Below are 23,709 nucleotides of genomic sequence, written 5' to 3'. Positions count from 1 at the left end.
GCCGGTATATCTGCGCCGCTCATTTTACAGCAATAGAACCGGCATAGGCGTCACGTGTCCCATCTGTAAGATTGACTGCAGTGCTGTTTTTCCAGTACTTGGCTACGTACTTGCCATTTGGTGCAGCTTCCGTGCCAGATACAAATACGTCACCACCATACACAGCGATATCGGAAGTGTATGCACGTGTATCCCCACTTGTTAGACTTACGGAAACGCCATTTTTCCAGTACTGCGCCATGCTGGTATTCGATAAAGTCGCCCGATCACCGCTAACATAAATGTCGTTTCCAATTGCGGTAATTGCCGTTGCTTTTTCGTGGGTATTACCTGCTGACAGATTTACAGGAATACCATTTTTCCAGTATTTTGCAATAGAATGATTATCGGGGGTTAATTCCCATCCGGCGATGTATACATCATTTCCTGTGACCGTAATATCGTTTGCGTAGGAGTTATTTGTATTGGCCGCAAGGCTGACGGCCTTTCCATTTTTCCAATACTTGGCGTTAACTGTTGAATTGCCAGGGCTATGTTCAGATCCCACAACATAAACGTCATTGCCTGATACAGCGATTCCTGAAATGGTGACCTTCGAAGTTCCGTCAGTCAGGCGCACAGGCACATCATTTTTCCAGTACATGGCCGATTCAAGAACCCCATCAAAATTTTTCAAACCGGCCACGTAGACGTCATTACCCGATATGCAGATTGCCGCAGCATACGCTGGTTGCTCGTCTTTGGTGAGATGAACAACTTTATCATCCCTCCAATACTGTGCATTGCCTTCCGCCTGGTGTCCCGAAATATATACGCTGTTACCAGATATGAATATGCCCGTGGTCTGTGAGTATTTGCTGCTCAGTACCATGAGCACACCATCTTTCCAGTACGCTGCAACCGGGTTCCCATACTGATCACTGTCGTTTCCTGCAACAAAGACCCCGGAAATCTGAGGAACAATTTCCGGTGACTTCTTCTTTCTACAGGAAAGCAAACACAATATTGTGATTAAAACCAACCCTGGGAGATGCCTTCTGCTCATTTGGTAAGGGAGATTACATTTTAGTGGCAAACATACAAAAACTGCACGGCTTAACAGATAATTTGAGTTGCCTTTGGGTTTTAACACTACAATACTACAAGTGTACTTCACTGAAACTGTCAAACTTTCATTTTCTCAGGCGGTGCTCTATCGTGTCTTGCTGGCCAAAGGTGGCTGAAAAGCCACAGAGACTAAGAAATATATTAAATAATCAGTTCAGAGCGGACTTTGAGGGGTAGGACCAAATTAGGAGTTTGGTATTTCAAAAGTAACGCGCGATCGGTCTGGTTATAAAATGCAAACAGGAAATAGGCACAAATCTTCAATTAAGCGCCTCTGTGTGATCTGACGATCCAGGATGATTTGTGTAAATATTAAATTTAATCTTGAAATAGTGAATAAGTGTTACCGGATCTGTCTGAAATGAATTACTTTGCATCAGTATATGAAACCATCGCAGCAGTACAAGGAAACAGACGAAACTTTGATTTGGAAAGCGTTCAAGTCAGGAGATGAATCTGCGTTTGGCCAGATATATCAAAAACACATACAGGATTTGCTCAATTATGGTAACAAGATCAATCCTGACCGTCAGCAGGTTCAGGATTCTGTTCAGGACCTTTTCATTGAGCTTTGGCATAGCCGGCAGCGGCTAAGCGATACGGATTCTATCAAGTTCTATCTTTTCCGTTCACTTCGAAATAAGCTTATCAAATTCTTCAAAGGGGGCACGCTGGTTTCGCTCGACAGTGGCTTCGATACTTTGCCCGATACGTCGGTTGTCTTTTCCGTTTTCGATGACGAAATTGAATCCGAGCGCATTGACAGATTAAAAAAAGCTGTATTGAAATTGTCACCCCGTCAGCAGGAGGCTATAAACCTGAGGTACTTTCATGACTTCAACAACGAGCAGGTTGCCGAAATGATGGGTGTGAACTATCAGTCGGCTTGTAAACTCATTTACGGAGGCCTTAAATTTTTGAAAGAAAACGTAAAATTTTTCATATCTATTCTGCTTATAGTCAGTTGATTGTAAATATTTATGATTTTTTATTAAAAAAAATGGATTAAAAAAGGCTGTTTTCTGCATTGGGTGTTAAACATCTGACAAATGAAACAAGACCGCTCCACATATCAACTCGATGATTTTTTAGCAGATGATTCTTTTAAGGACTGGGTTCTGGGGGCAGGGGATCCTGCTTTTTGGCAGGATTATCTCTTGCAGAATCCGCACCAAAAAGATTTGGCCTCCGATGCGGGCAAGCTCATTTTGTCCTTGAAGGCCACCCAGCAAAGCGATCAGGACCAGCATACAGCTGAGCATATCTGGGAAAACATCAAAGATGGGACTGTCAGGAAAAAGAGAATCATAATTTTCAGACCTGTCTATTTGAGAGTGGCAGCAGCCCTGTTGGTGGTCTGTTTAATCGGATACCGCTTCACCCAAAAGCAGCGAAATCTGGCTCAGTGGGCAGGCCAAATCACTGGTATCTCCACGAGCACCCTGCACACAAATACATCCGGGCAACCAGAAAGAATACGGCTATCAGACGGTAGTGTTGTGATTCTGCAAGACAGCAGCAGCCTTGAATACGATAAGGATTTTGATGTGAAGACAAGGACTGTTTATCTTGAAGGAAAAGCTTTTTTTGACGTTGCCAAAAATGCCGAAAAACCCTTTATCATCTACTCAAACGAGCTGGTCACCAAGGTTCTTGGGACAAGTTTTGCCATCACTGCAAACAAGAAGGACAAGGATGTAACTGTATCCGTGGTAACAGGGAAGGTGGCAGTGGTCAGTCAGGATCAATTTGAAGCATCGGCTGAAAAACAAAGCCCGATTCTTTCAGGCCTTTTGCTTACGCCTAATCAGAAGGCTGTTTACTCGCGCAGTGATGCGCGGTTGGCAAAAACGCTGGTCGATCGTCCTGTTGTGGTAGACAAAGGTTTTAAAGCCAGTGATTTTTCTTTCGAAAATACGCCTGTTGGTGAGGTGTTCGATTTGTTGTCAAAAGCTTACGGAATCAATATAGTTTATGACAAATCAGGTTTTGAAAACTGCTCTTTGATCGTTAGTCTTGAAAATGAAGGCCTCTACGATAAATTAAGCGTGATATGTAAAACGCTTGGTACTGCCTACAAGGTGGTAGGAAGTGAAATTCACATCGAAGGTAAAGTATGTAAGTAAGAGAAGTCAAAATAAAAAAGTCGGAAATGCTCGCGACATTTCCGACCAGTAAGGCCCTTTTCGTCTCCCTCGCAAGGATTGAAAAGGTGTAGTTCGTCAATCCTTTCTTAATTAATTAACAAAACCATTTCAAAACTATGGAAAAATATCGACAATTTTTCTCTTCCCTAATCTCAGTTATGAAAATCACGGTTCCACCGTTGTTTATGATCTTGCTTACCTTCAGCATGAGTATGGCAAAAGAAGGTTACGGTCAGGATTTACTCAAGAGGCGGCTGAGTATTGAGGCCAACAACCAGGAGTTCAGGGATGTGCTCTCCAGGATTGAAAAGAGAGTGGATGTTAAATTCAGTTTTGTACCACAGCTGATTTCGGTAAGTGAAAAAGTATCCGTTTCAGCAGATAGTGAAACGCTGGGCAGTGTACTCGACGAAGTATTATCTCCATTAAGAATAAGTTATGAGGTATCTGGCAAATACATCGTTCTCAAAAAGAATACCTTAAACATTCTCACACCACTGGCGATTGTTCAGCCAAGAATAGAAGGCAGCACGATCCGCGGTAAGGTGACGGACGTGAAAGGAGATTTACTGATTGGTACTACCGTATTTCTCAACCAGACCAGAAATCAGATTGTAGATCAGGATGGTATGTTCACCTTCAATAACATTGTCGATGGAAAATACACCATTCAGTTCACCAGTGTCGGATTCAAAAGTCTCAAAAAAGAAATAGAAGTTACCGGTGATGATCTCAAGGTGGACGTTGTGCTGCTGGAAGATAATTTGCAACTCGATCAGGTAGTAGTAACATCGGGAGGTTCACCCAGGAAAAAAATAGAGTCAAGTGTTGCCATCACAACCATAAGCGCCAAACAACTCACCCAACGCCCTCCGTTAAATAGTACTGATATGCTCAAGGCAATTCCGGGCCTGTCCGTAGAAAGCAGTGGGGGAGATGGGCCAGGCAGCGTCAGGGTACGGGGTTTACCCGGGGGTGGTTATGTTTTTATGGGCGTGATGGAGGATGGCTTACCTGTTTTGCCGACAGGGTTCAGTACCAGTCCGTCTGCGGATCAATACTACAAGGTGGATCTGACAGTGAAAAATGTCGAAGCAGTACGTGGTGGAAATGCGGCCATCATTCTGGCCAATACACCTGGTGCATTAATAAATGTTTTGTCAAATACAGGGGGTGAGAAATTCGGGGGCAAGGTCAAGTATACACGGGGTTTATCTCAAAATGCCAACCGGGTTGATCTTAACGTGGGCGGTCCGCTTGCTTCCAAAATCAGGTTTAATGTCGGAGGATTTTACCGTGCAGATAATGGCATCCGCCCGCCATCCTACCGTGCCAATGAAGGCGGTCAGCTCAAAATGAATCTTACCTATCAGTTCAGGCCCAACAGTTATATCCGGTTTTACGGTAAATACCTCAATGACAGAACCACCTGGCTGGTGCCATCCTATTACAGTTATGACGGCTCCGGACAAGGCAAAGCGCTGCCAGGATTTGATCCGCTGACACAGATTCTGGCTACAAGAGATACAAAAGTGGAGCTGACAAGTCCGGACGGCCAAAAACGGGGTTATGATTTTGCAGACGGAGTACATCTGAAATCAGTTTCAGCCGGAGCCGAATTTAAACACACCACAAAAAACGAGTGGAGCATTAAAAACAACCTCAGATACCAGAGTACCAATGGAGGTTTTGTAGGTTCGACAGTGACGGCTGCAACCGCTTACAGAAGCTCTGTGAAATATTATTACCCGGGTGGCCAGGAGCTTGTCAGTCCTAGTGGTTTTTACACGGGCCAGAATTTTGCAGGCACCACGACCAGCGACAATCAGTTTGTTGACATTCTGGATGTAAGCAAGCAAATCGGGCGGCATTCGATTTCTTTCGGCGGGGCCTTTCATTCTTACGACGTAAACACATATTCGCTTGGAGCTACCTTTTACACCGAAATCAAGGATAAACCCCGCACGCTGCTGATTGGCTCGGATTCCGGAAATGGTTACAGTGGTGTCAATATCGCCACCTTTCGCGACGGTTTGACAACCATATCATCTGTGAGCGCAGCTGATGAGATCAATTTTGGCAAACTTACTGCCGATGTTGGCCTACGTGTCGACAGGTTCCATGTCAAAGGAAAAAGACTTGTGAATGTGGCGCCCTTTTCCAACTACACCCATTTTGATGAAACCAATTCATATCTTACCGGCTCATTGGGGCTTAATTACAAGGTCAGTGACGGCCATGCACTTTTCGCAAGGGCTACCCGCACTTACAGCGCGCTGAACATCGGGGACTACTCCAATTTCAATTTCAATGCAGCAAACGTTAAAGACAGAGGCGTATTGATGGCAGAAGGCGGCTATAAGGTAAATACTACCAGGTTCTCACTATTCAGCTCACTTATTTACGCAAGACTGACCAACATTGCTTCAACGATGGCCATACCAAACACGACCGCCGGTTTTATCAATATTGCCACGTTTGCATCCAGCCGCAATATAAGCGCGGAAATAGAAGCGAATTATACGCCTTCAAAAGAACTGAATTTCAGACTCACCACAACATTTCAAAACAGCAAGTATACCAAATACGAAGTCACTGCCCCGGATAACGCACGTGAGGATCTTGCCGGAAAACCTTACATCTGGTCGGGCAATTATGCCGAACGGGTCCCCAACTACATCATGGAGCTCTCAGCGAGCTATACTTACAAGATCGTTGATGCGTTTTTCAGTTTCCGGCAGATTGGTAAACGATACACCTCACCGAGCAATGTGTATCGTCTGGGCGGGTACAACGAAATCTCTGCCGGACTTGATTTCCGGGTTACCAAGGCGATCGGTTTGAGAGTATGGGCAGATAACCTGGCCAACAGCAGAGGTCTTACCGAAGGAAACATTCGCGGCGATCAGTTTCTGGCAAACGGAGCTTTCGAACAAGGATCGCTGCAGATCGGACGCGTTATTTTGCCAAGGAGCTTGTGGACAGCCCTGACTGTTTCCTTCTGATTTTATTTTTTAATCATACTACAACCAGACAGTATCAATTGTCTGGTTGTAGTTGTCATCAGTTACTTTTCTCTCTATAATGAAATACATCAGATTCGCCTTGACGATTGCTGCACTACTGTGCAATGTTTTAAGCGATGCCAAAAATATAGAGCACACCGGAGCTGTCAAGCGTCCAAAACTGGTTGTTGGTGTGGTGGTTGATCAAATGCGCTATGATTATCTTTACAGGTTTTACGATAAGTACTCGCAGGGAGGCTTTAAGAGGATTCTTGGTGAGGGTTTTAACTGCCGTAATCACCACTACCACTATGCGCTTACTGTTACAGCCGCCGGCCACGCCTCCGTATACACAGGATCGGCACCCTCCGTTCACGGGATAGTTGGCAACGACTGGTTTGACAGCCATTTGAATAAAAGAATATATTGTGTTGGTGATAGCAGTGCTGCGACTGTGGGAAGCTCAAACGCTGCTGCGGGCAGGATGTCACCTAAAAATATGCTTGTCAGTACCATTACAGATCAGTTGCGGCTGGCAAGCAATTTCCAATCGAAAGTGATCGGAATTGCCCTTAAGGACCGTGGAGCCATACTGCCAGCCGGTCACACGGCCAATGCTGCTTACTGGTTTGACAGCAAAACGGGAAACTGGATCACCAGTAGCTTTTACGCCAGGCAACTGCCGGAATGGCTGGTGAATTATAACGCCAGAAAACGTCCTGCGGCGCTCATTTCACAAGGGTGGAAAACACTGCTTCCTTTGGAGCATTACACTGAAAGCACTTCTGACAATCAAGCTTATGAAGCAAAATTCCTTCCCGCTAAAAAATCCGTTTTCCCCTATGAGCTGGCCGGGACAGCCGGGGACGCTTATGGAATTCTCTCTTCAACACCCCATGGCAATACGCTTACAAAGGAAATGGCCCTGCAGGCATTGGAGCATGAAAGTCTGGGTATGGGAGCTGCCACCGACTTTTTAGCGGTGAGTTTTTCGTCACCGGACTATGTTGGTCACGGCTTCGGGCCAAATTCGGTGGAAGCAGAAGACATTTATCTCAGACTTGACAAGGACATAGCAGAAATACTTGCCAGACTTGATAGAAAACTTGGAAAGGATAACTATCTGTTTTTTCTTACAGCGGATCATGGCGTTATGGACGTAGCTGATTTTTGGAAGGAGCACAAGCTGCCTGCCGGAAGGATCGACTACACCCGGATGAATAGCGATGTGAGAAATGCTTTAAAGAGCAAATTCGGGGAAGGAGAGCTGATTGCGGCAAGTGAGAATTTTCAGTACTACCTCAATGAGCCGTTGCTTGAGCAGAAGGGTATCACCACCGAAGCTGTATTTAAGGTCATCCGTAAAACGCTGATGCATTTTGATGGTGTTGCAAACGTTTTGAATCTTAATGAGCTTTACAAGTCAGATCTCAATGAATACCAGAGCACCTTATACAGAAATAACTTTCACTTGAAAAGAAGCGGTCAGATTCAGATTGTCGTTGAGCCGGGCTGGATGGCCGGGCCGATCGCTGCCAACCACGGATCGCCCTACAACAATGATACGCACATACCGCTGCTGTTTTATGGATGGGGTGTAAAGCGGGGTGAGACCTTCCGCAGAACGGCCGTCTGGGATACAGCACCCACACTGGCAGCCCTGCTTAGTATTCTGGAGCCCAATGGGAATATGGGAGAGGTTGTCGTTGAGCTAATTGACAGATAATATCATCGGGGCAAATTTTGGTTTGCCCCATTTTAAATTATATAATGTTCTTCCCCTTTTAAGGCGTTTGCCATTGATCAGGCCGATACCAATAATTATAAATGAGGTGTTTCTTGCTACTTTCCGGTCCAGGGTTTGGTGATACCTTAAACCCCATAGGTAAACATTAACTGCTTTGGGCAATAAATCTTTCACTGCTGCGAAAGATTTAATTACTTTTCTGGCATGCCCTGTGCTGGCCGCTGTCTTGTCGGGAATTTTTGCAACTACGCCTGCCCAGGTTATACAAATTCAATTTTGGTAGTTGTGCTGAATCTGCAAAAGTGAAAATCCTATCCTGGAACGGGCTTTGTCTGTCTTAATTCACGAAAAGATAGCCGAAAAACCTTCTGGTTTTGTCTCAGTCCTGGCAGTTGTGTTATGGCCGTGTTTGCCGGGCTGTTGGGGATAGTTCTTGTTTTCCAGGTCCCCATTTACTGTTTACAAACATCTTGGATAATTCTATTGCTACCACACAAATCAAAGAGACAGCTACGGTCAGCAGCAATGATTGTGAGGACAGTTTCTCTATTTTGAAGATACTTCTCAGTAATGGTACATACAATAAAAGCGCCTGTAGTGCAATGGTCAGTGTAATGGTAAGCAGTAGGGTAGGACTACGCAAAGGACTGGATTTAAACATCGGTTTTACTGTACGGACACTCAGTGCGTTGCCCAGCTGTACGATGCATAACATAGTGAAAATCATAGTCTGTTGTGTACTTACGCTGAAATTTTTGCTTATTGCTATAAGCTTTAATACAAAGGCCGCTGATGCCATCAGTATCCCGGGAATAACAATTTGCTGGATTAATCCGCCAGCAAACAAGCTCTGATCAGGGGGCCTGGGCGCTTGTTCCATAATGTTTTTTTCAGCAGGTTCGGCCGCAAGGGCAACACCGGGAAGTCCATCTGTAACCAGATTGATCCAAAGAATATGGATCGGCAGTAGCGGTATAGGTAAACCAAAAACAAGTGCAAAGAATAACGAGTATCTCTCCGAGATTACAGGATAGTACATAAAGGATAAACTTGCGGATGTTATCGTATATGCGCCGTCCTTCCTTGACGGCTTTGATGATCGTTGCAAAATAATCGTCAAGCAGGATCATGTCCGCTGACTCTTTGGCTACGTCAGATCCGGTAATGCCCATGGCTATGCTAATATTGACCTGTTTAAGAGAGGGAGCATCGTTGACGCCATCGCCGGTCATGACCACAAACTGCCCACGCTGCTGCAGTGCGCTGACAATTCTAAGTTTCTGTTCGGCAGTTACTCTTGCGTAGACGGATATGTCTTTGACCTGAGCGGAAAGTTCGCGATCGCTTAATGCGGACAAATCGGACCCTGTTATTGGTTTGCCTTCTCCTGGTTCTACGATGTGTAGCCGCTCAGCAATGGCTGTAAGCAGCTGAAGCTGATCTCCGGTGATCATTACCGGTCTTATTCCCGCTGTTTTACATTCTGCGATGGCCTGTATGACTTCTTCCCTTGGAGGATCGATCATAGCGGCCATAGCCAGAAAATCAAGATCTTGCTCAATCTCAGAGGTAAGCGTTTCCGGTTTTTGCTGCAATATTTTGAAAGCAAAGAAGAGTATGCGGAGACCTTCACCCGCCCACAGCCTGTTTTGAGCCAGCCAGCCTTCTTTCTGATCTTCGTATTTCTCTGAAAGTACCTCTGTGATCCTGGCCGGCGCACCTTTTACCAACAGCAGGTATTGGTCTCCGTATTGATGAAGCGTAGCCATACGCATACGGTCGGAGTCGAAAGGTATTTTTTGGAGTAAAGGATATTTCCCCTCAGCACCTTGCCGGTTGATTGACTGGCCGGCAGCGTATTCTACCAGCGCTGTTTCGGTAATTAGCAAAAATAGAATATTGCATATTGGGTTAATGTGCTGAATTTAAGTATATTAAAGTCGTCAAACCAATCCCAATATGCATGTCAAAAATAGTGAAAAAATTATACAAAAATTCTTAAAACTATTGAGTCACTAAACATCTCAATAGATATTAAAAAGGCAGGAAGAAAGCCTAAGATGACTGATTTCCAAGTTATTGCTTTAAGCTTAACAGCGGGGTATATGCGGACGCCGCGCGGTCTTTGGATAGTGAAAACCTGTTGTTTCAGATGATTCCGAAAGATTCGATTTCCAATCTTCTCGAAAGAAGTCAATTTAACAAACGCAGACGAAAATTATTTCCTTTGACCGAGCTTATCAGAACTACCTTAAGTCGTAGCTTTCTGGAATTTGAGGACTATTTTGTCGTGGATTCGATGCCACTTGAAATATGTAAAATGGCGAGATATAAAAGAGCTAAAATATGTAAAGAGACTTTTGAAACAGCACCGGAGAAAGGTTACTGTGCGTCCCAAAATACCTGGTTCTATGGATATAAATTACACGGTATATGTTCAATGACTGGTGTTTTTGGTCCTGTTGAGATTACCAAAGCAAATGTTCTTGATATCGCGTATTTAAAGGAAGTAAGATCTCAACTATCTGATATTGTTTTACTTGGAGATCGTGGATACATATCAAATCAACAACAGCTGGACCTTTTTGAATCGGTAAATATTAAATTGGGAACTCCAATGAGATCCAATCGCGCGGCGACCGTCAGAAAAACTACAAAAAGCAAGCTTTTGTTTTTAGAAAAACCAGAAAACGAATAGAGGCACTTTTCTCACAACTTTGCGACCAATTTATGATTAGATGAAATTACGCTAAAAGCTTTGACGGTTTTAAAACGAGAATTCTAGCCAAAATAACAGCGCTGACCTCGATTCAGTACATCAACAAGTTCTTGTATCAAAGGAATATCAACAACATTAAAATTCAGATTACATAATTTCACCCAACGAGTTAGGGATAATATATTTCTACAATTCTTGGATCCTGATCGCTATCAGCTTAATCAACCACATTGAATTTCACCTCATAGCGCCGTTCTGTAAATTTGTTTTAAGCTCTTCAAAAAAATGCCGGTTGTGTATTGTCCTGCTTCTTTTCTCAGCGCTGACTTCTACTTTTTTGTTAATTCTCCGTTATAACCAAAGAAGCCCCGGTCAATCGAAAAATCGATGCTTCTGAAAAACGATCAACGAGCTTCCAGGCCTTGTTTGGAGATGCACCGCCTTTAAAGACAAGATGCTCTCTGACTGGAGAATTCGAAAAGCTTGGCTACCCGCTTCCGTCGCAGATTAACCATTAACCGAGTTTCGATTTTCTTAGGTTATCTTATTATCAATCAATCCATTAATCTGGTGACTTAGGAGCGAAATGATATGAAACTAATTGCCGAATTATGGTGGTCAACGGCTACGAATTCTCCAATCATCTTGAGCAGACTTCTAGTTTCAGCAAGCCAATCATTCTATCCACAATACATCAAGGCAATGCAAATGCCATCAAATATCCAGACGGATTTTCAGTAGTGCCTCCAACGGAAAGTGCTACAAACTGTTTTCCATTAACCTCATAAGTGCAAGCAGTAGCATTGGCCAGGGCAGGCAGTGTCGCCTGCCAGAGAAGTTTACCGGTTGATTTGTCAAAGGCGCGCAGCTTTTTATCGTCCGTCCCACTGATGAATATCAAACCACCAGCTGTTACAATGGGTCCGGCTTTGCCTTCCTGACCGGTTTCAGGTGCACCTTTTGCCTGGAGTGCTTCATCATTTCCCAACGGGATCTGCCACTCATATTCACCTGTGGAAAGGTTCAAAGCGTGCAGTGTTCCCCACGGCGGGGTAATGGCCGGATTACCGCTTGGATCTTTCCAGGTTTTATAACCCGTTGAATTCAGATACTGATCGGCATGTGCGTTGCGATCCGTTGTTCCCAGCTGGCTTGAAACACTCGATTTCACTGCCGACTCGCTGCTTGCTTTCGTTTGATCTCCCTTGATGATGGTTATGATATCGGGAGCATCATTAGATTTGATGTATAAAAAATTCGTTGCCGGATCAAACGCAGCACCGCCCCATTCACCACCACCACGTGTGCCGGGCAGTTGCAGCGTGCCTTTCAGGTCAGGCGGCGTATAAAGCCCTTCGTAGCGCATAGACCTGAATTTGGCTACGAGCGAATCATGATCGGCAGGTGAATAACTGGTAAGGTCTGCTTCGGTGATCCACTGGCGTGCAAAAGGTTTTGGCTTGACCGGGAAGGGCTGTGTGGGCGATGCACTTTCCCCGGGAAGATTGGATGCAGGCACTTTTCTTTCTTCAATATCATACAAAGGTTTTCCCGTTTCCCTGTCAAATACGAAAACAAATCCTTGTTTGGTAATCTGTGCGACTGCGTCGATGTTTCGGGGCCGACCATCGGGACCGTCCCGCTTGATGGTAACAAGGTTTGGTGGTGCAGGCAGATCGTAGTCCCACAGGTCATGGTGTACGGTTTGAAAATGCCATACATGTTTTCCACTGGCTGCATCAAGTGCCAATACACAATTGCCATACAGGTTTTCCCCTTTCCGGTCGGTTCCGTAAAAATCATAGGAAGGCGAACCCAGCGCAAGAAATACCATCCCTCTTTTCTGATCCAGGCTCATGCCTGCCCAGTTATTGACACCACCTACTACTTTATACGCGTCCTTCGACCAGGTTTCATAACCAGGTTCTCCCGGAAGTGGGACGGTATGAAACGTCCACACAAGCTTTCCTGTCAAGCAGTTGTATGCCCTGATATAACCGGGCTGCGCACCATAGACATCCGGCACGCGGCAGCCCATGATGATCAGATCCTTGTAAATAATCCCAGGAGAAGTAGACGAAACGTAAATGTTTTTGTTGTTATCTCTGAGTCCTATCTTCATATCCACTTTTCCTGCTTTGCCAAAGGAAGTGACCGGCTTCCCGGTAGCAGCATTCAATGCAAAAAGCTGGTTGTTGGCTGTAAACAGGATACGTTTATCCAGTCCTTTTTCCCAGTAAGTGAGCCCGCGGTTTACTTCACCGCCACTCTCTTTGCCGTCGAAAGGATCAAATGACCACAATTTTTTTCCCGTTGCAGCATCAACGGCGTAAGCGTGCTGACTGGCAGAAGTAGCATACATGATACCATCAACAATAATGGGGTTACACTGACTCGGCCTGGTTCCCGCTGCATTGTCTTTAATAGCCAACGTCCAGGCAGGTTTTAACTGGCCCACATTCGAAACATTAATCTGATCCAAAGGGAAGTAATTAGAGCTGGCCGCATCTGCCTTATAAACCGACCAGCTTCTGTCTTTCTGCTGCTGTCCTAAGACTGTTTCTGCTAAAAAAACGGAAGTTATTAGCAACAGGACCTGAAAAGTCCGTTGGCCTAATCCTAGTCTATTAATTTTTTTAAAATTCATTGTTATAAGGTTTAATATGTGCGCAGTTCTACTTTCTTTCCATGTTCTCTGGCTAAATTTCCCTGACACAAAGGTCAACGTATGAAAAAAGATAACAGTAACACAAAATACAGGTTCTCCTACCATTTTAACAGGTTGTGCATATAAGAAACATGCACGGTAAACATTAACTGCTAAATTTGAAGAACACTCAAAGCCAAAACGGGATGGATAAGATATTAAGAATAGATACGGTAAGTCAGCATGATAAATTTTATCATCGGCAAAACCTGCACCCTCTGGTTAGCATTCTTGATTTTTCGGGTACTACCCCCGAAGTTTATGCTTCCAGGATGAACTTTGGGTTTTACGCTGTTTACCTGAAAGATGTTCAGTGCGGCAATATGAAATACGGCCGGCATACGTATGACTATCAGGACAGGACGTTGGTGTTTGTAGCGCCCGGCCAGATCATCAACGTAGATATTAACCAGGATTACAAGCCTGCTGGCTATGCACTCCTGTTCCATCCAGACCTGATCCATGGCACCACGCTTGGCCGATACATTGATGATTATACCTTTTTCTCTTATGATTCCAGAGAAGCGCTTCATTTATCAGAAAAGGAAAGGAAGATCGTGCTGGATTGTTTCGAGAAAATCAAGTATGAACTCGAACAAGGAACTGATAAACACAGCAAAATTCTAATTACCGCAAACATTGAGTTATTTCTTAATTATTGTGTGCGCTTTTATGACAGGCAATTCATCACCCGGAATGACGACAACCGAAGCAACATCGAAAAATTCGAGAAGTTGCTGAGTGAATATTTCCATTCAGACAAACCACAAACGATCGGCTTGCCCGCAGTCACTTATTGCGCCAGGCAGTTAAACCTGTCACCGAATTACTTTGGTGATATGATCAAGAAGCAAACCGGTAAAACTGCAATGGAATATATCCAATTGAAGATTATCGACATGGCCAAAAAGCGGCTTTTGGATACCAGCAGGTCAATCAGTGAAATCGCTTACGAGCTTGGGTTTAAGTACCCTCACCATTACACCCGGGTCTTTAAAAAAAGTACCGGCATGACGCCGAATCATTACAGATCATTGAATTAATCAGTGTGAGCCAACCGTCTTTTGGCTGATCTATAACAGTTTAATGTCACCGACGAATTTATAACCCAATTACACAGGGAGCACTTTTGTCTGTCTGTACGGTTCAACGTACCTAACACAAATCGTAACAATGAATATTAATATTCGAGAAGAAAGACCGGATGATTTCGGCTTCGTTTTTGAAGTGATAGAAATGGCTTTTAGAAATGAGAAATTCAGTGACCATCAGGAACATCATCTGGTAGAACGACTAAGACAGTCACAAGCTTTCATACCCGGGTTATCCTTTGGTATGCGAAATAGAAAATATTATAGTTGGTTATATTTTGCTTACAAAAATCCATATCACAAGTGCTAAGCAGGATTTCAGTTCTTTGGCATTGGCACCTGTTGCAGTTTTACCTGAATTTCAGGGGAAAGGAATAGGAGGTATGCTCATCCAGGCTGCGCATAAAAGGGCAAAAGATTTGGGCTATCAATCTATAATATTGCTGGGGCATGAAGAATACTATCCGAGATTCGGTTATCGTGTTGCGGATGAATTCGGTATATCCCTGCCCTTTGATGTTCCCAGAGAAAACTGTATGGCAATCGAACTCCAGCCCAATGCCTTGAAGGGTGTTCACGGCCAGGTTGTCTATGCTAAGGAGTTCTTTGACTAACCACCAACCAGTAAATCTGTCTACAATTCATTTGGATCGTAACAAACTTTCACTAAGAGTGAATAATTGAATTCTCGCTACTTTTTGAGGCGTGCTATTGAATTTTTATTTATGCGCCCTCTTTTTAGCTGCGAAAATTCAATGCATTATATTGTAGATGCTTAGCTGTCGATCTGGCTATTGTTTCACTTACTTTTTCCTTTCATGATCATCTGGATACCGGTTGTTGTTAGCCAGGTAGCCAGGCCGGCTACAAAAATTCTAAAACCATACAGATCGGTAAAGTTTGCCTTTGTCAGAAGACAAATTAGTCCAAAACCCAAAAGTGATAAACCGAGATATCCCGACGCTTTGGGAAGCTTCTGTGTTTGGATGACCAGCAGACACCAGATTAATATGGAGATGCAGGTGGCAAAAATGAAAATGTTCGCCATGGAAACATTGATGTGATGACCATAACTGACAATGGCATTGACTATTGACTTTTCCACGGGCCTGGCTGTCAGATCTGACAGGAATTGTGGCAGTACCAGCCCATTGACGGCAGCTGCTATCATGGCTGCAACCAATCCGAGACAAAATACAAAGAAAGAAAGCAGTGAAGTTTTGCTGTTTGTTTGCAGAAGGCAAGACAGGCCCAAGGCGCCAAATCCCATAAAAGGAAGGCATGCAATGCCTAGTGAGTGGGAGAAAACAAGAACATTTTGAATTCTGATGATATGCTCAACACCGCCACCAGCAGGATGAAGCGTCATGGTAATGACCGATATAAGCGATCCAAAACAAAGACTGACCCCGGAAACTTTTGTAAATGTCTTATGCATTTTGATACCAGTTAATTTGAAAACAAATATGGCTGGTCTGTGGCGCGATGCCGCTTGATGCAGATCAAGAAATTCCGGTTATTAAAAACAGCTTCTGACCCTGCTGAGTGTTTCCGGGGTCATATTCAGATACGACGCAATGATTTTTAAGGGGAACATCTGCAGAATCAACGGCCGGTTTTTAATCAGATCATTATATCTTTCTGAGGGCGACATGGAATTGTCCAGATACTGTGTTCTGGTTGTTGCTCCTTGCAGAATTTTTCCCAGCTGGAGAAATACTGGTGATTGAGCGATCAGTTCATGCAAAGCCGTCACACTGAGCTCGAGCGCAGTTGTTTCTGAGTTCGCTTTAATAATATTTTGAGAAGCTGCCTGGGAAATAAAACTTGAATAATTCAAACACCACTCTTTCGGAAGGTGAAGATCCGTTATTTTTTCTTCGATGTCTTCATAGCGGAACTGGTACGCAGATCCCGATGAAATAAAATAAACAGCCCGGCAGATCTGACCCTGGTCAAGCAGTATTTCATTTTTTTTCAATTGTCTTGGTACTAGATATTTCGTTAGTCTGTCGAAATCAGACTGGGAAAATCTACCGGTTTTATCAAGGTCAGTTTTTAACATTGGCTCGCATGGGCTTACTAAATCTTTGTAAGTATATGCGATTTGTCTGAAACCTGAATGATGTTTCAACTCACTTTGTGTGAAATTCACCAATGTGCCAAAGGATTCCGGACGGATCATGTAAAAAACACTCTTTTCCCCAATCTTCAATTCGGATCCCAGATAATTTTACTCCGTCATATTTCCTGCTCAGTTGCATTGCTGATAATTCCTGGTGGTAACGCTCCACATTTTCTACTTCTAAAAAAATCATCGTATTGTCAATCCACTCTTTTACGTAAGCACGCTGGAGATAAAATGCCAACTGGCCAAACTTAAATACAGTAAGATCTTCAGAGAGCACATTTTCCTGAAATCCCAAATCCTGATAAAAGCTTCTGGACAGTTCAAAGTTCCTGGCTCCCAGGAAAGACCGGATCGATTTGGCTGTATGTTTCATAATTGTAATTTTGGTTAAATTAATTTGGTGGCAAAATTAGAAGGTGGTACTCGTTTGTTAACTTGATTGAGATCAAGAACAACTGATGTTATAATCAGTAGGGTATTCTTTTTCATAAATTTTTGCTTGGTTAATGAGATAACATAGGCTTTTCCAGCTAGCAAATACATTGGTATTGGAAAATTCGGTGCAAGTAACCCCTCCTGAAAAGGTTTAGGCTGAAAAACTTTTCAGCTTCCCGGATTCATACATGGGCCAATAACTCAATTTGTGAAGATCACAGAACGTAACATTACCTTATTGAAGAGAGACCTTTCCAAAGTCTTTAATACCATAGTCCGAAAACTGGATTCAAAGCTGCAGACTGGGAATGGCATTTTTTTCTTATTTCTCAAAAAAGCAAACGCCCTTCGGAAGTGTATTCAGAGGGCGTTTTTGGAAATCTATTTCATTTTTCAACCGCTTTCAAAAAGAAGTTTGGTGTGAATGCTTCCGGTGTGTAGTTTAAAGTAGAAAAAAGTCCATAAAATTTTGTCTTGAAAAGGCATACCAAGACCCAACGGTTCCTTTTTGAAAGATAGCTTTTTGATAAATAACTTCATTCTACAACATGTTAGATGCTGAATTAACGTGGAACGTTTTTTTTTGTTAATGCTGACTGGAGAATACGGAGCCGTTGACAACCTTAAATCGGGAATTAAGATCATGTCGTTTCGGATTGAATTGACCGGTATAAATGACTGGCTGGTAGTTGTGTAACTCATGAAATAGAAGAATGGGTTGGTGGTCAATCTGCCACGGAATCTAGTGGTCAAGTCATTCGAATTCTCCACTCATCATGAAGGAAAGTAGTCATAAACCGCTGAAAGCCCTCTTCCAAGTAAAATAGAAGATCTCGGCTTAGTAGATAGTAATCTGCCTTCAATGCGTCAATGTCGACGATACCGGTTTGGTTTTTGCTTAGATATTCTAAAAGTTCTTCTTCCAAACCGATCACCTGACTGATAACGGGAGGATGCTGACCAAGAATGCTTTGAATTGCATATTTTGGATTGCCTAGCTGATCGAAGTATGAGCTTTTAAAATAAACAGGCTTGTGATTGTAGATCAGTTGGATATACAGCGGTGCGGTCGCTTGCCTGCAGATGTATTCTACTTTTGGCGAACATGAAAAAGGCCCCGGCGGATTAATTCTGAATGAAGCCATGTCGCCATGGCCGAGAAGGGAATTGTCACGCATGAGATATAAACTTTCGTATCAGCCCAGAAAAAGTGACCCGATTAATGCCATATATTTTGACTGGATTTTTGGGTCCATGTGGGAGGTTCCAGCAATCATGGAGAAGATGATTGGATGGTAATCGAACATGCAAAAACCCAAAATCAGCCTGTATCATTTTCTATTGTGTGATCTGGGATTAATATGTAATGTTTTCGAAAATTTATTATTATCAATAGAAATATGAATAAATCCGAAACAAATCGATGTTTAAATATTTTAATAGTGCAATTTTTCTTTCTTTTAATTCTGCCTGGATATACTTTTTACTTACGGATTATTGTGTCTTTTATACACTTTCTTGCTAAAGGAAAATTTTCGAAAGTATTATGCAAACGTTCCCGGCAACGTGTGCGTAAAAAAAATCAAATAAATATTTGTTTAGTACCATGAGGCTAAATAGACTTGACCAAGGGTTTTAACCCTGTTTACTAATGAAAATCGCAGTAAATATTGGTTTCGTTATATTTTAATCGACTAATCAGATGATGAAAAATGGTTTACTTATTTTTTTCTTTCTTAGCTTATCGCTGAGTGGGATTGCACAAACCCGTCAACTGAAGGGTGAAGTAAGAGATGGTGTTACAAAAGATAAACTGCCGGGCGTATCTATTCTTGTAAAAGGCGCACGCACGGGTACCGTTAGTGATGCAGAAGGAAAGTTTTCGATTGATATACCCACAGACGGAGGCTCGCTTGTGGTTAGTTATGTCGGATTCATAAACCAAACCATCGAACCTGGCAACCGCACATTTCTGGAAATCAATATGCTGCCTGATGTCAAGGCATTGGATGATGTGGTTGTAATCGGTTATGGAGAACAAAAAAGATCCCATTTGACGGGCGCTGTTGCAACGGTCAAAATGAATCAGATCGATGAACTGCCGGTTGGTGATATTTCATCAGCGCTTGTGGGTAAGTTACCAGGAGTATCGGTTAGTGGGGGAACAGCCCGGCCGGGTACTGCCGCGTCTATCGTGATACGTAATCCTACAAAAGCTTCAAAGGACGGCGGAAGCAATTCACCACTGTTTATCATCGACGACGTAATTAGGTCGGAAGCAGACTTTCAAATGCTGGATGCTTCGGAAATAGAAAATCTTTCCATACTTAAAGACGGAGCCGCAGCTGTTTACGGTGCCCGGGCGGCTCTCGGTGTTGTCGTAGTACGTACAAAGCGGGGAAAGTCGGGAAAACCTCAGGTTAATTACACCACCACGTTCGGTGTATCGGATGCATCCTATAAGCCGAAGGTGATGAATGGCGTTCAGCTCGCTACTTACCTCAATGATTATAATAAAACAAAGGGCCTGGCGCAGGCAGATCCGGAATATTACTCACCGGATGAACTGGAGCATTTTAAAAACAACAATTACAACTGGTTTGACATGGCCTGGAAACCTTCGTTGAATACACGCCATGCTTTGAATATCAGTGGAGGGACGGAAAGAGCAACATTTTTCGCCGGTGCAACTTATTTTTATCAGAACGGGAATGTTGATAACATCAACTATAAAAAGTGGAATTTCAGGGCAAGTGCAGATGTGAAAGTGACCAACAGTATCAAAATCGGGTTGGGTGTAAGCGGTAATCTGTCCGACAATAAGCTTTTTTATCTGAAACAGGGAGGCGAAAATGTTGAAAAAGATGTAACCAACCTGCTAAACACTCCGCAGTTTATCCCGCCTTATGTGAACGAATTGCCTGTTTTGCTCCCTGGGGGTACGGGATCGACGGGTTTTCACTTCTTTGAAGCACAGAAGCTTGATAATTATACAAGAGCGCGAAATACGGTGCTCAATATCAATGCTTATCTGGAATATAACGTTCCTTTTATTCCCGGCTTTAAAATCAGGACGGTTTACAATAAAAACCTTGGTAATGACTGGGGTAAACAGTTTGGTACTTATTATAAGACCTACGGATTTTCGATGCTCGGGGATAACAAGCATATTTACGGCGGGACACCCAACCCGGCAACGCGACTAAACAACGGCGACCGCTTGAGGTTCAACCCGGGGTATACAGACGGTTATCAGGTGAATGTTAACCTGAGTTATGCCAGGGACTTTGGCCGTCATTCTGTCAGCGCGTTAGCTTTGGTGGAGCAGTCGGAAATTTATACTGAAAGTATTGCTACGATGAAAGAAGGTATTTTCGAAGGCGGAAATGACTATCTGATGTCCGCGTTGGGTGCTAAAGATATTGGGCCAAACCTTGCTAACGAAAGTGGTGTTTTGTCTTACGTCGGAAGATTGAATTACAGTTACGCAGATAAATATTTGCTTGAAGTTTCCTTTCGCCGGGATGCATCTACAAAGTTTGCGCCGGATTACCGCTGGGGTACTTTCCCACAGCTTTCGGCAGGCTGGGTCCTTTCAGAAGAAAAGTTGTTTAAAGAAAAAGTTGCCTTCGTTAACTTCATGAAACTACGGGCTTCCATAGGATTTCTGGGAGGTGACAGAACGGCAAGCTGGCAATGGATGCAGCGATATACGCCACAAGCTTCAAATGGTGCCGTTTTTGGAGGAAACAGCGACCGGACCGTTGGAATTAAACTAGAAAAATTGCCTAACTACTTTGGCCGCTGGGATGATGTTACCAAGAAGAACATAGGTCTGGACGCTTCATTTCTGAATAATAGACTGTCTACAACCATTGATGCTTATCATGATCATGGTTATAACCTGCTGACAACACTTTCTTCATCTGTGCCCCTAACGATCGGTTCGGTAATGCCCTCTGAAAACTACGAGACAGTGAACTCTTTCGGCCTGGAATTTTCAACCGGTTGGAATGACAAAATCGGCAAGGACATCAACTATAACGTGAATGCATTCCTGGCCTGGAATGACAACAAAAATGTTTTAGTCGATGTAGCATCAACCAATGCAGGCACCTGGCTGGATCCCACCGGAAAGTCAGGTGACCGGGGTGTACAGGGATATCATTATCTTGGTATGTTCAGGTCCGAGCAGGAGGTCGAACAGTTTTTAGAAAAAAATACAGGTTATACAATTTTCGGGCAGGCTCCGAAACCCGGAATGCTTTACTATAAAGATATTCGCGGACCAAGACAAACCGATGGAACTTACGCAGCGCCGGATGGGAAAATTACCGAAGACGATTTGGACTGGTTAACCAATAAGGAAAACAATCATTACACTTTCGGTCTGTCTTTCGGGATCGGATATAAAGGCTTTAAGCTTGATATGGTTACTGCCGGTTCCTTTGGCGGGCAGGCAGTCATAGAATCGGATGCGAGAAAAAGAGCGGCCAAGGATATATCGCGCCCTATTTTTTGGACTGATCATTACACACCTGAAAATACTTCGGCTGCTTATCCTGATCCTTATTATGAAGATACTTATTCAGTAACATCTTCTTTCTGGTTCAGAAACTCTTTTTCGTTCCGGATGCGCAGCCTGAACCTTTCCTACACATTAGGTCAGAATGTAACCAAACGTTTAGGGGTTACTTCTCTTAAAATTATCGGAGTAGCCATGAACCCTGTTAATTTCTATAATCCTTATGATTATAAAGATGCCGCCGGTTCCTACAATGTATATCCGGTGATGAGAACCTGGTCACTTGGACTAAACCTAACACTTTAAATTCGACCATCATGAGAACAAAATATATCATTACCATACTCAGTGCTTTTGTCCTTTGCGGATGCGAGAAAGTACTTGACAAAACAGACCTTTCGGCTTTTAACGAAGAGCAGGTTTTTAATGATTCGCTGCTGGCAAGAGGTTATGTGGACTATGTTTATGATCAGAACCTTCCTGTGTGGCCAACCGGCGATTTTCTGAAATGTACGGATGAGATTTCCGGTGAGACGAAATTTTTTGAGGGGACTGTGCAGGTTAATACGGTTACGGACTTCGGTACCACTGTAAATGCAACCAACAACTACGGAAAGATTCGCTCCATCAATCAGTTTTTAGCAAAAATGCCGCAAAGCATTTTAAGCGAAGGATATAAAAAGGAGCTGCAGGCTCAGGTGACTTTTTTCAGAGCCTATCGTTATTTTGATCTTGTACAACTTTACGGAGGTGTTCCGCTTGTGTTGGAGCCGCTAGCGGGAGTGGGGGAGCAAGCAAAGGAAGAAGCAGCAATCCCACGCAGCAGTACCTCTGAGAGTATTGGCCAAATTGTAAAAGATCTGGATTACAGTATTGCAAACCTGCCTGGAAAATGGTCGAACAGTAATGACTGGGGAAGGATAACAAGCGGAGCGGCAGCAGGCTTTAAAGGTAGAGTTTTGCTGCACTGGGCCAGTCCGCAGTTTAATCCCAGCGACTTACCCGAGCGATGGAAACTGGCTTATGAAGCAAATAAAAAAGCAATCGAACTGCTTTCAGCAAACGGATTTAAACTACATCAGAGTTTTAGAGATTTATGGTTTACCGAGGCCAATAATTCTGAAGCAGTTTGGGTGACTTGCTATAACAACAAAGTTGGAGACCAGATCAATAAAAATCAAGGTTGGGATAATAACACCCGCCCGTCTTATCTGGGAACTGGAAGTGGTTCAAACCAGCCAACTTGGGAAATAGCGCAAGCCTTTCCTATGAAAAGCGGAAAGAATATTACAGAGAAAAGTTCCGGTTACGATTCCCAGTTGTTTTACAAAAACCGGGATCCGAGATTTAATAATACCATTGCTTATAACGGTGCCACCTGGCATATCAATGGAAATACCAATTACCGTTTATGGACTTACATGGTCGACAATAAAACGGTTGAACAGAAAGCCACGACAACCGGCTTTTATGTCCGTAAAGCCATTGATCCGAATCTGGCAAGCGGTGCCGTAGCCAACAGCGGAACCGACTGGATTGAAATGCGTTATGCCGAGGTAATGCTCAATTTTGCTGAAGCAGCCTGCGGAATTAATAAGCTGGATGAGGCATATAATCAGCTTTCTGAGATTCGCCAACGTGCCGGGATCGAAGCGGGTGCTGATGGACTTTACGGCTTAAAAGCGAATATGACCAGAGCAGAAATGTTTGAAGCGATCCTTCATGAAAGACAAATTGAGCTCGCATTTGAAGGTAAACGTTTCTGGGATCTGCGACGCTGGAAATTGTTTGAATCTGTTTTAAATGATAAAAGAAGAACGGGGGTTACGATCAACCTGAAAACCTCCGCTATCTCTGCCGCTGATTTTGCATCGAAGCGTGATGGCATGAGCCTGGATTCAGCTTACAGAAACTATTTTGAAATTGTACCAAAATCACTGGACACCAAATATGCGATTAAGTGGCTGCCGGAGTATTATTTCTTTGCAATTCCTTCCACAGCATTAGCCAATAATCCCAGGCTGGAACAAAACCTGGGTTGGCCTTCCGGTACTTTTGACCCATTAAAATAAAGTAAATACCAATCAAAATTTCA

The 23,709-nt window shown here is 43.5% G+C and carries 17 protein-coding genes and 1 pseudogene; 10 read left to right on the top strand and 8 right to left on the bottom strand.

What is annotated here, in order from left to right:
- Nucleotides 1-19: 19 nt before the first annotated feature.
- Nucleotides 20-997, bottom strand: coding sequence for a hypothetical protein (locus LZG71_RS13435; RefSeq protein WP_233821138.1), 978 nt, complete (start codon nucleotides 995-997; stop codon nucleotides 20-22).
- Between the two features lie 493 nt (nucleotides 998-1,490).
- On the opposite strand from LZG71_RS13435, the gene LZG71_RS13430 reads away from it, so the two are divergent.
- The 4 genes from LZG71_RS13430 to pafA all read left to right on the top strand — a co-directional run bounded on the left by LZG71_RS13430 (nucleotide 1,491) and on the right by pafA (nucleotide 7,985).
- Nucleotides 1,491-2,075, top strand: a complete 585-nt coding sequence (locus LZG71_RS13430) for an RNA polymerase sigma factor (protein ID WP_233821137.1) — start codon at nucleotides 1,491-1,493, stop codon at nucleotides 2,073-2,075.
- An 81-nt stretch (nucleotides 2,076-2,156) separates the two neighbouring features.
- Entirely contained in the window at nucleotides 2,157-3,233 is a 1,077-nt protein-coding gene (locus tag LZG71_RS13425; protein ID WP_233821136.1) for a FecR family protein, read from the top strand.
- 179 nt (nucleotides 3,234-3,412) lie between these two features.
- Nucleotides 3,413-6,259 (top strand): TonB-dependent receptor, encoded by a 2,847-nt coding sequence (locus LZG71_RS13420; RefSeq protein WP_233821135.1) that lies wholly within the window; start codon nucleotides 3,413-3,415, stop codon nucleotides 6,257-6,259.
- A 79-nt stretch (nucleotides 6,260-6,338) separates the two neighbouring features.
- On the top strand, nucleotides 6,339-7,985 hold the full coding sequence (gene pafA / locus LZG71_RS13415) for an alkaline phosphatase PafA (RefSeq protein ID WP_233821134.1): 1,647 nt from the start codon (nucleotides 6,339-6,341) through the stop codon (nucleotides 7,983-7,985).
- A 418-nt stretch (nucleotides 7,986-8,403) separates the two neighbouring features.
- On the opposite strand, the gene LZG71_RS13410 is transcribed toward pafA, so the two are convergent.
- Both LZG71_RS13410 and LZG71_RS13405 read right to left on the bottom strand, forming a co-directional pair.
- The gene (locus LZG71_RS13410) at nucleotides 8,404-8,946 is read right to left on the bottom strand and encodes a cation transporting ATPase C-terminal domain-containing protein (RefSeq protein WP_233821593.1); all 543 of its coding nucleotides are present in this window, start codon (nucleotides 8,944-8,946) and stop codon (nucleotides 8,404-8,406) included.
- On the bottom strand, nucleotides 8,897-9,895 hold the full coding sequence (locus LZG71_RS13405; RefSeq protein WP_233821133.1) for an HAD-IC family P-type ATPase: 999 nt from the start codon (nucleotides 9,893-9,895) through the stop codon (nucleotides 8,897-8,899). Before LZG71_RS13405 ends, LZG71_RS13410 begins: the two co-directional genes overlap by 50 nt.
- Nucleotides 9,896-10,066: 171 nt before the next feature.
- Between LZG71_RS13405 and LZG71_RS13400 the strand changes: the two are divergent.
- A pseudogene (locus LZG71_RS13400) lies at nucleotides 10,067-10,880 on the top strand (IS982 family transposase).
- Nucleotides 10,881-11,419: 539 nt separating this feature from the next.
- Here the strand turns inward: LZG71_RS13400 and LZG71_RS13395 are convergent.
- A complete protein-coding gene (locus LZG71_RS13395; protein ID WP_233821132.1) occupies nucleotides 11,420-13,372 on the bottom strand; it encodes a pyrroloquinoline quinone-dependent dehydrogenase in 1,953 nt (650 codons plus the stop codon).
- Nucleotides 13,373-13,578: 206 nt separating this feature from the next.
- Between LZG71_RS13395 and LZG71_RS13390 the strand changes: the two genes are divergently transcribed.
- The gene (locus LZG71_RS13390; protein ID WP_233821131.1) at nucleotides 13,579-14,475 is read left to right on the top strand and encodes an AraC family transcriptional regulator; all 897 of its coding nucleotides are present in this window, start codon (nucleotides 13,579-13,581) and stop codon (nucleotides 14,473-14,475) included.
- Nucleotides 14,476-14,801: 326 nt separating this feature from the next.
- Nucleotides 14,802-15,137 (top strand): GNAT family N-acetyltransferase, encoded by a 336-nt coding sequence (locus LZG71_RS13385; protein ID WP_233821130.1) that lies wholly within the window; start codon nucleotides 14,802-14,804, stop codon nucleotides 15,135-15,137.
- A 185-nt stretch (nucleotides 15,138-15,322) separates the two neighbouring features.
- On the opposite strand, the gene LZG71_RS13380 is transcribed toward LZG71_RS13385, so the two are convergent.
- The 3 genes from LZG71_RS13380 to LZG71_RS13370 form a co-directional block, all read right to left on the bottom strand.
- Entirely contained in the window at nucleotides 15,323-15,961 is a 639-nt protein-coding gene (locus tag LZG71_RS13380; protein ID WP_233821129.1) for a hypothetical protein, read from the bottom strand.
- A gap of 81 nt (nucleotides 15,962-16,042) precedes the next feature.
- Nucleotides 16,043-16,708, bottom strand: a complete 666-nt coding sequence (locus LZG71_RS13375) for a Crp/Fnr family transcriptional regulator (RefSeq protein ID WP_233821128.1) — start codon at nucleotides 16,706-16,708, stop codon at nucleotides 16,043-16,045.
- Nucleotides 16,659-17,027, bottom strand: a complete 369-nt coding sequence (locus LZG71_RS13370; RefSeq protein ID WP_233821127.1) for a glyoxalase — start codon at nucleotides 17,025-17,027, stop codon at nucleotides 16,659-16,661. The genes LZG71_RS13375 and LZG71_RS13370 overlap by 50 nt, the downstream gene beginning before the upstream one ends.
- Nucleotides 17,028-17,657: 630 nt before the next feature.
- Between LZG71_RS13370 and LZG71_RS30455 the strand changes: the two genes are divergently transcribed.
- Nucleotides 17,658-17,786 carry a hypothetical protein gene (locus LZG71_RS30455; protein WP_255713013.1) on the top strand — a complete coding sequence of 43 codons (129 nt, stop codon included), beginning with the start codon at nucleotides 17,658-17,660 and terminating at the stop codon, nucleotides 17,784-17,786.
- A 52-nt stretch (nucleotides 17,787-17,838) separates the two neighbouring features.
- Here the strand turns inward: LZG71_RS30455 and LZG71_RS13365 are convergent, their stop codons facing one another.
- Nucleotides 17,839-18,267 carry a hypothetical protein gene (locus LZG71_RS13365; protein ID WP_233821126.1) on the bottom strand — a complete coding sequence of 143 codons (429 nt, stop codon included), beginning with the start codon at nucleotides 18,265-18,267 and terminating at the stop codon, nucleotides 17,839-17,841.
- Between the two features lie 524 nt (nucleotides 18,268-18,791).
- On the opposite strand from LZG71_RS13365, the gene LZG71_RS13360 reads away from it, so the two are divergent.
- Nucleotides 18,792-21,920 (top strand): SusC/RagA family TonB-linked outer membrane protein, encoded by a 3,129-nt coding sequence (locus LZG71_RS13360; RefSeq protein WP_233821125.1) that lies wholly within the window; start codon nucleotides 18,792-18,794, stop codon nucleotides 21,918-21,920.
- 11 nt (nucleotides 21,921-21,931) lie between these two features.
- On the top strand, nucleotides 21,932-23,686 hold the full coding sequence (locus tag LZG71_RS13355) for a RagB/SusD family nutrient uptake outer membrane protein (RefSeq protein ID WP_233821124.1): 1,755 nt from the start codon (nucleotides 21,932-21,934) through the stop codon (nucleotides 23,684-23,686).
- Nucleotides 23,687-23,709 lie beyond the last annotated feature (23 nt).

It is taken from the genome of Dyadobacter sp. CY312, assembly GCF_021390535.1.
GTDB lineage: Bacteria > Bacteroidota > Bacteroidia > Cytophagales > Spirosomataceae > Dyadobacter.
Note: the sequence above shows the minus strand (reverse complement) of the source record. Positions and strands in the feature narration are given on the sequence as shown.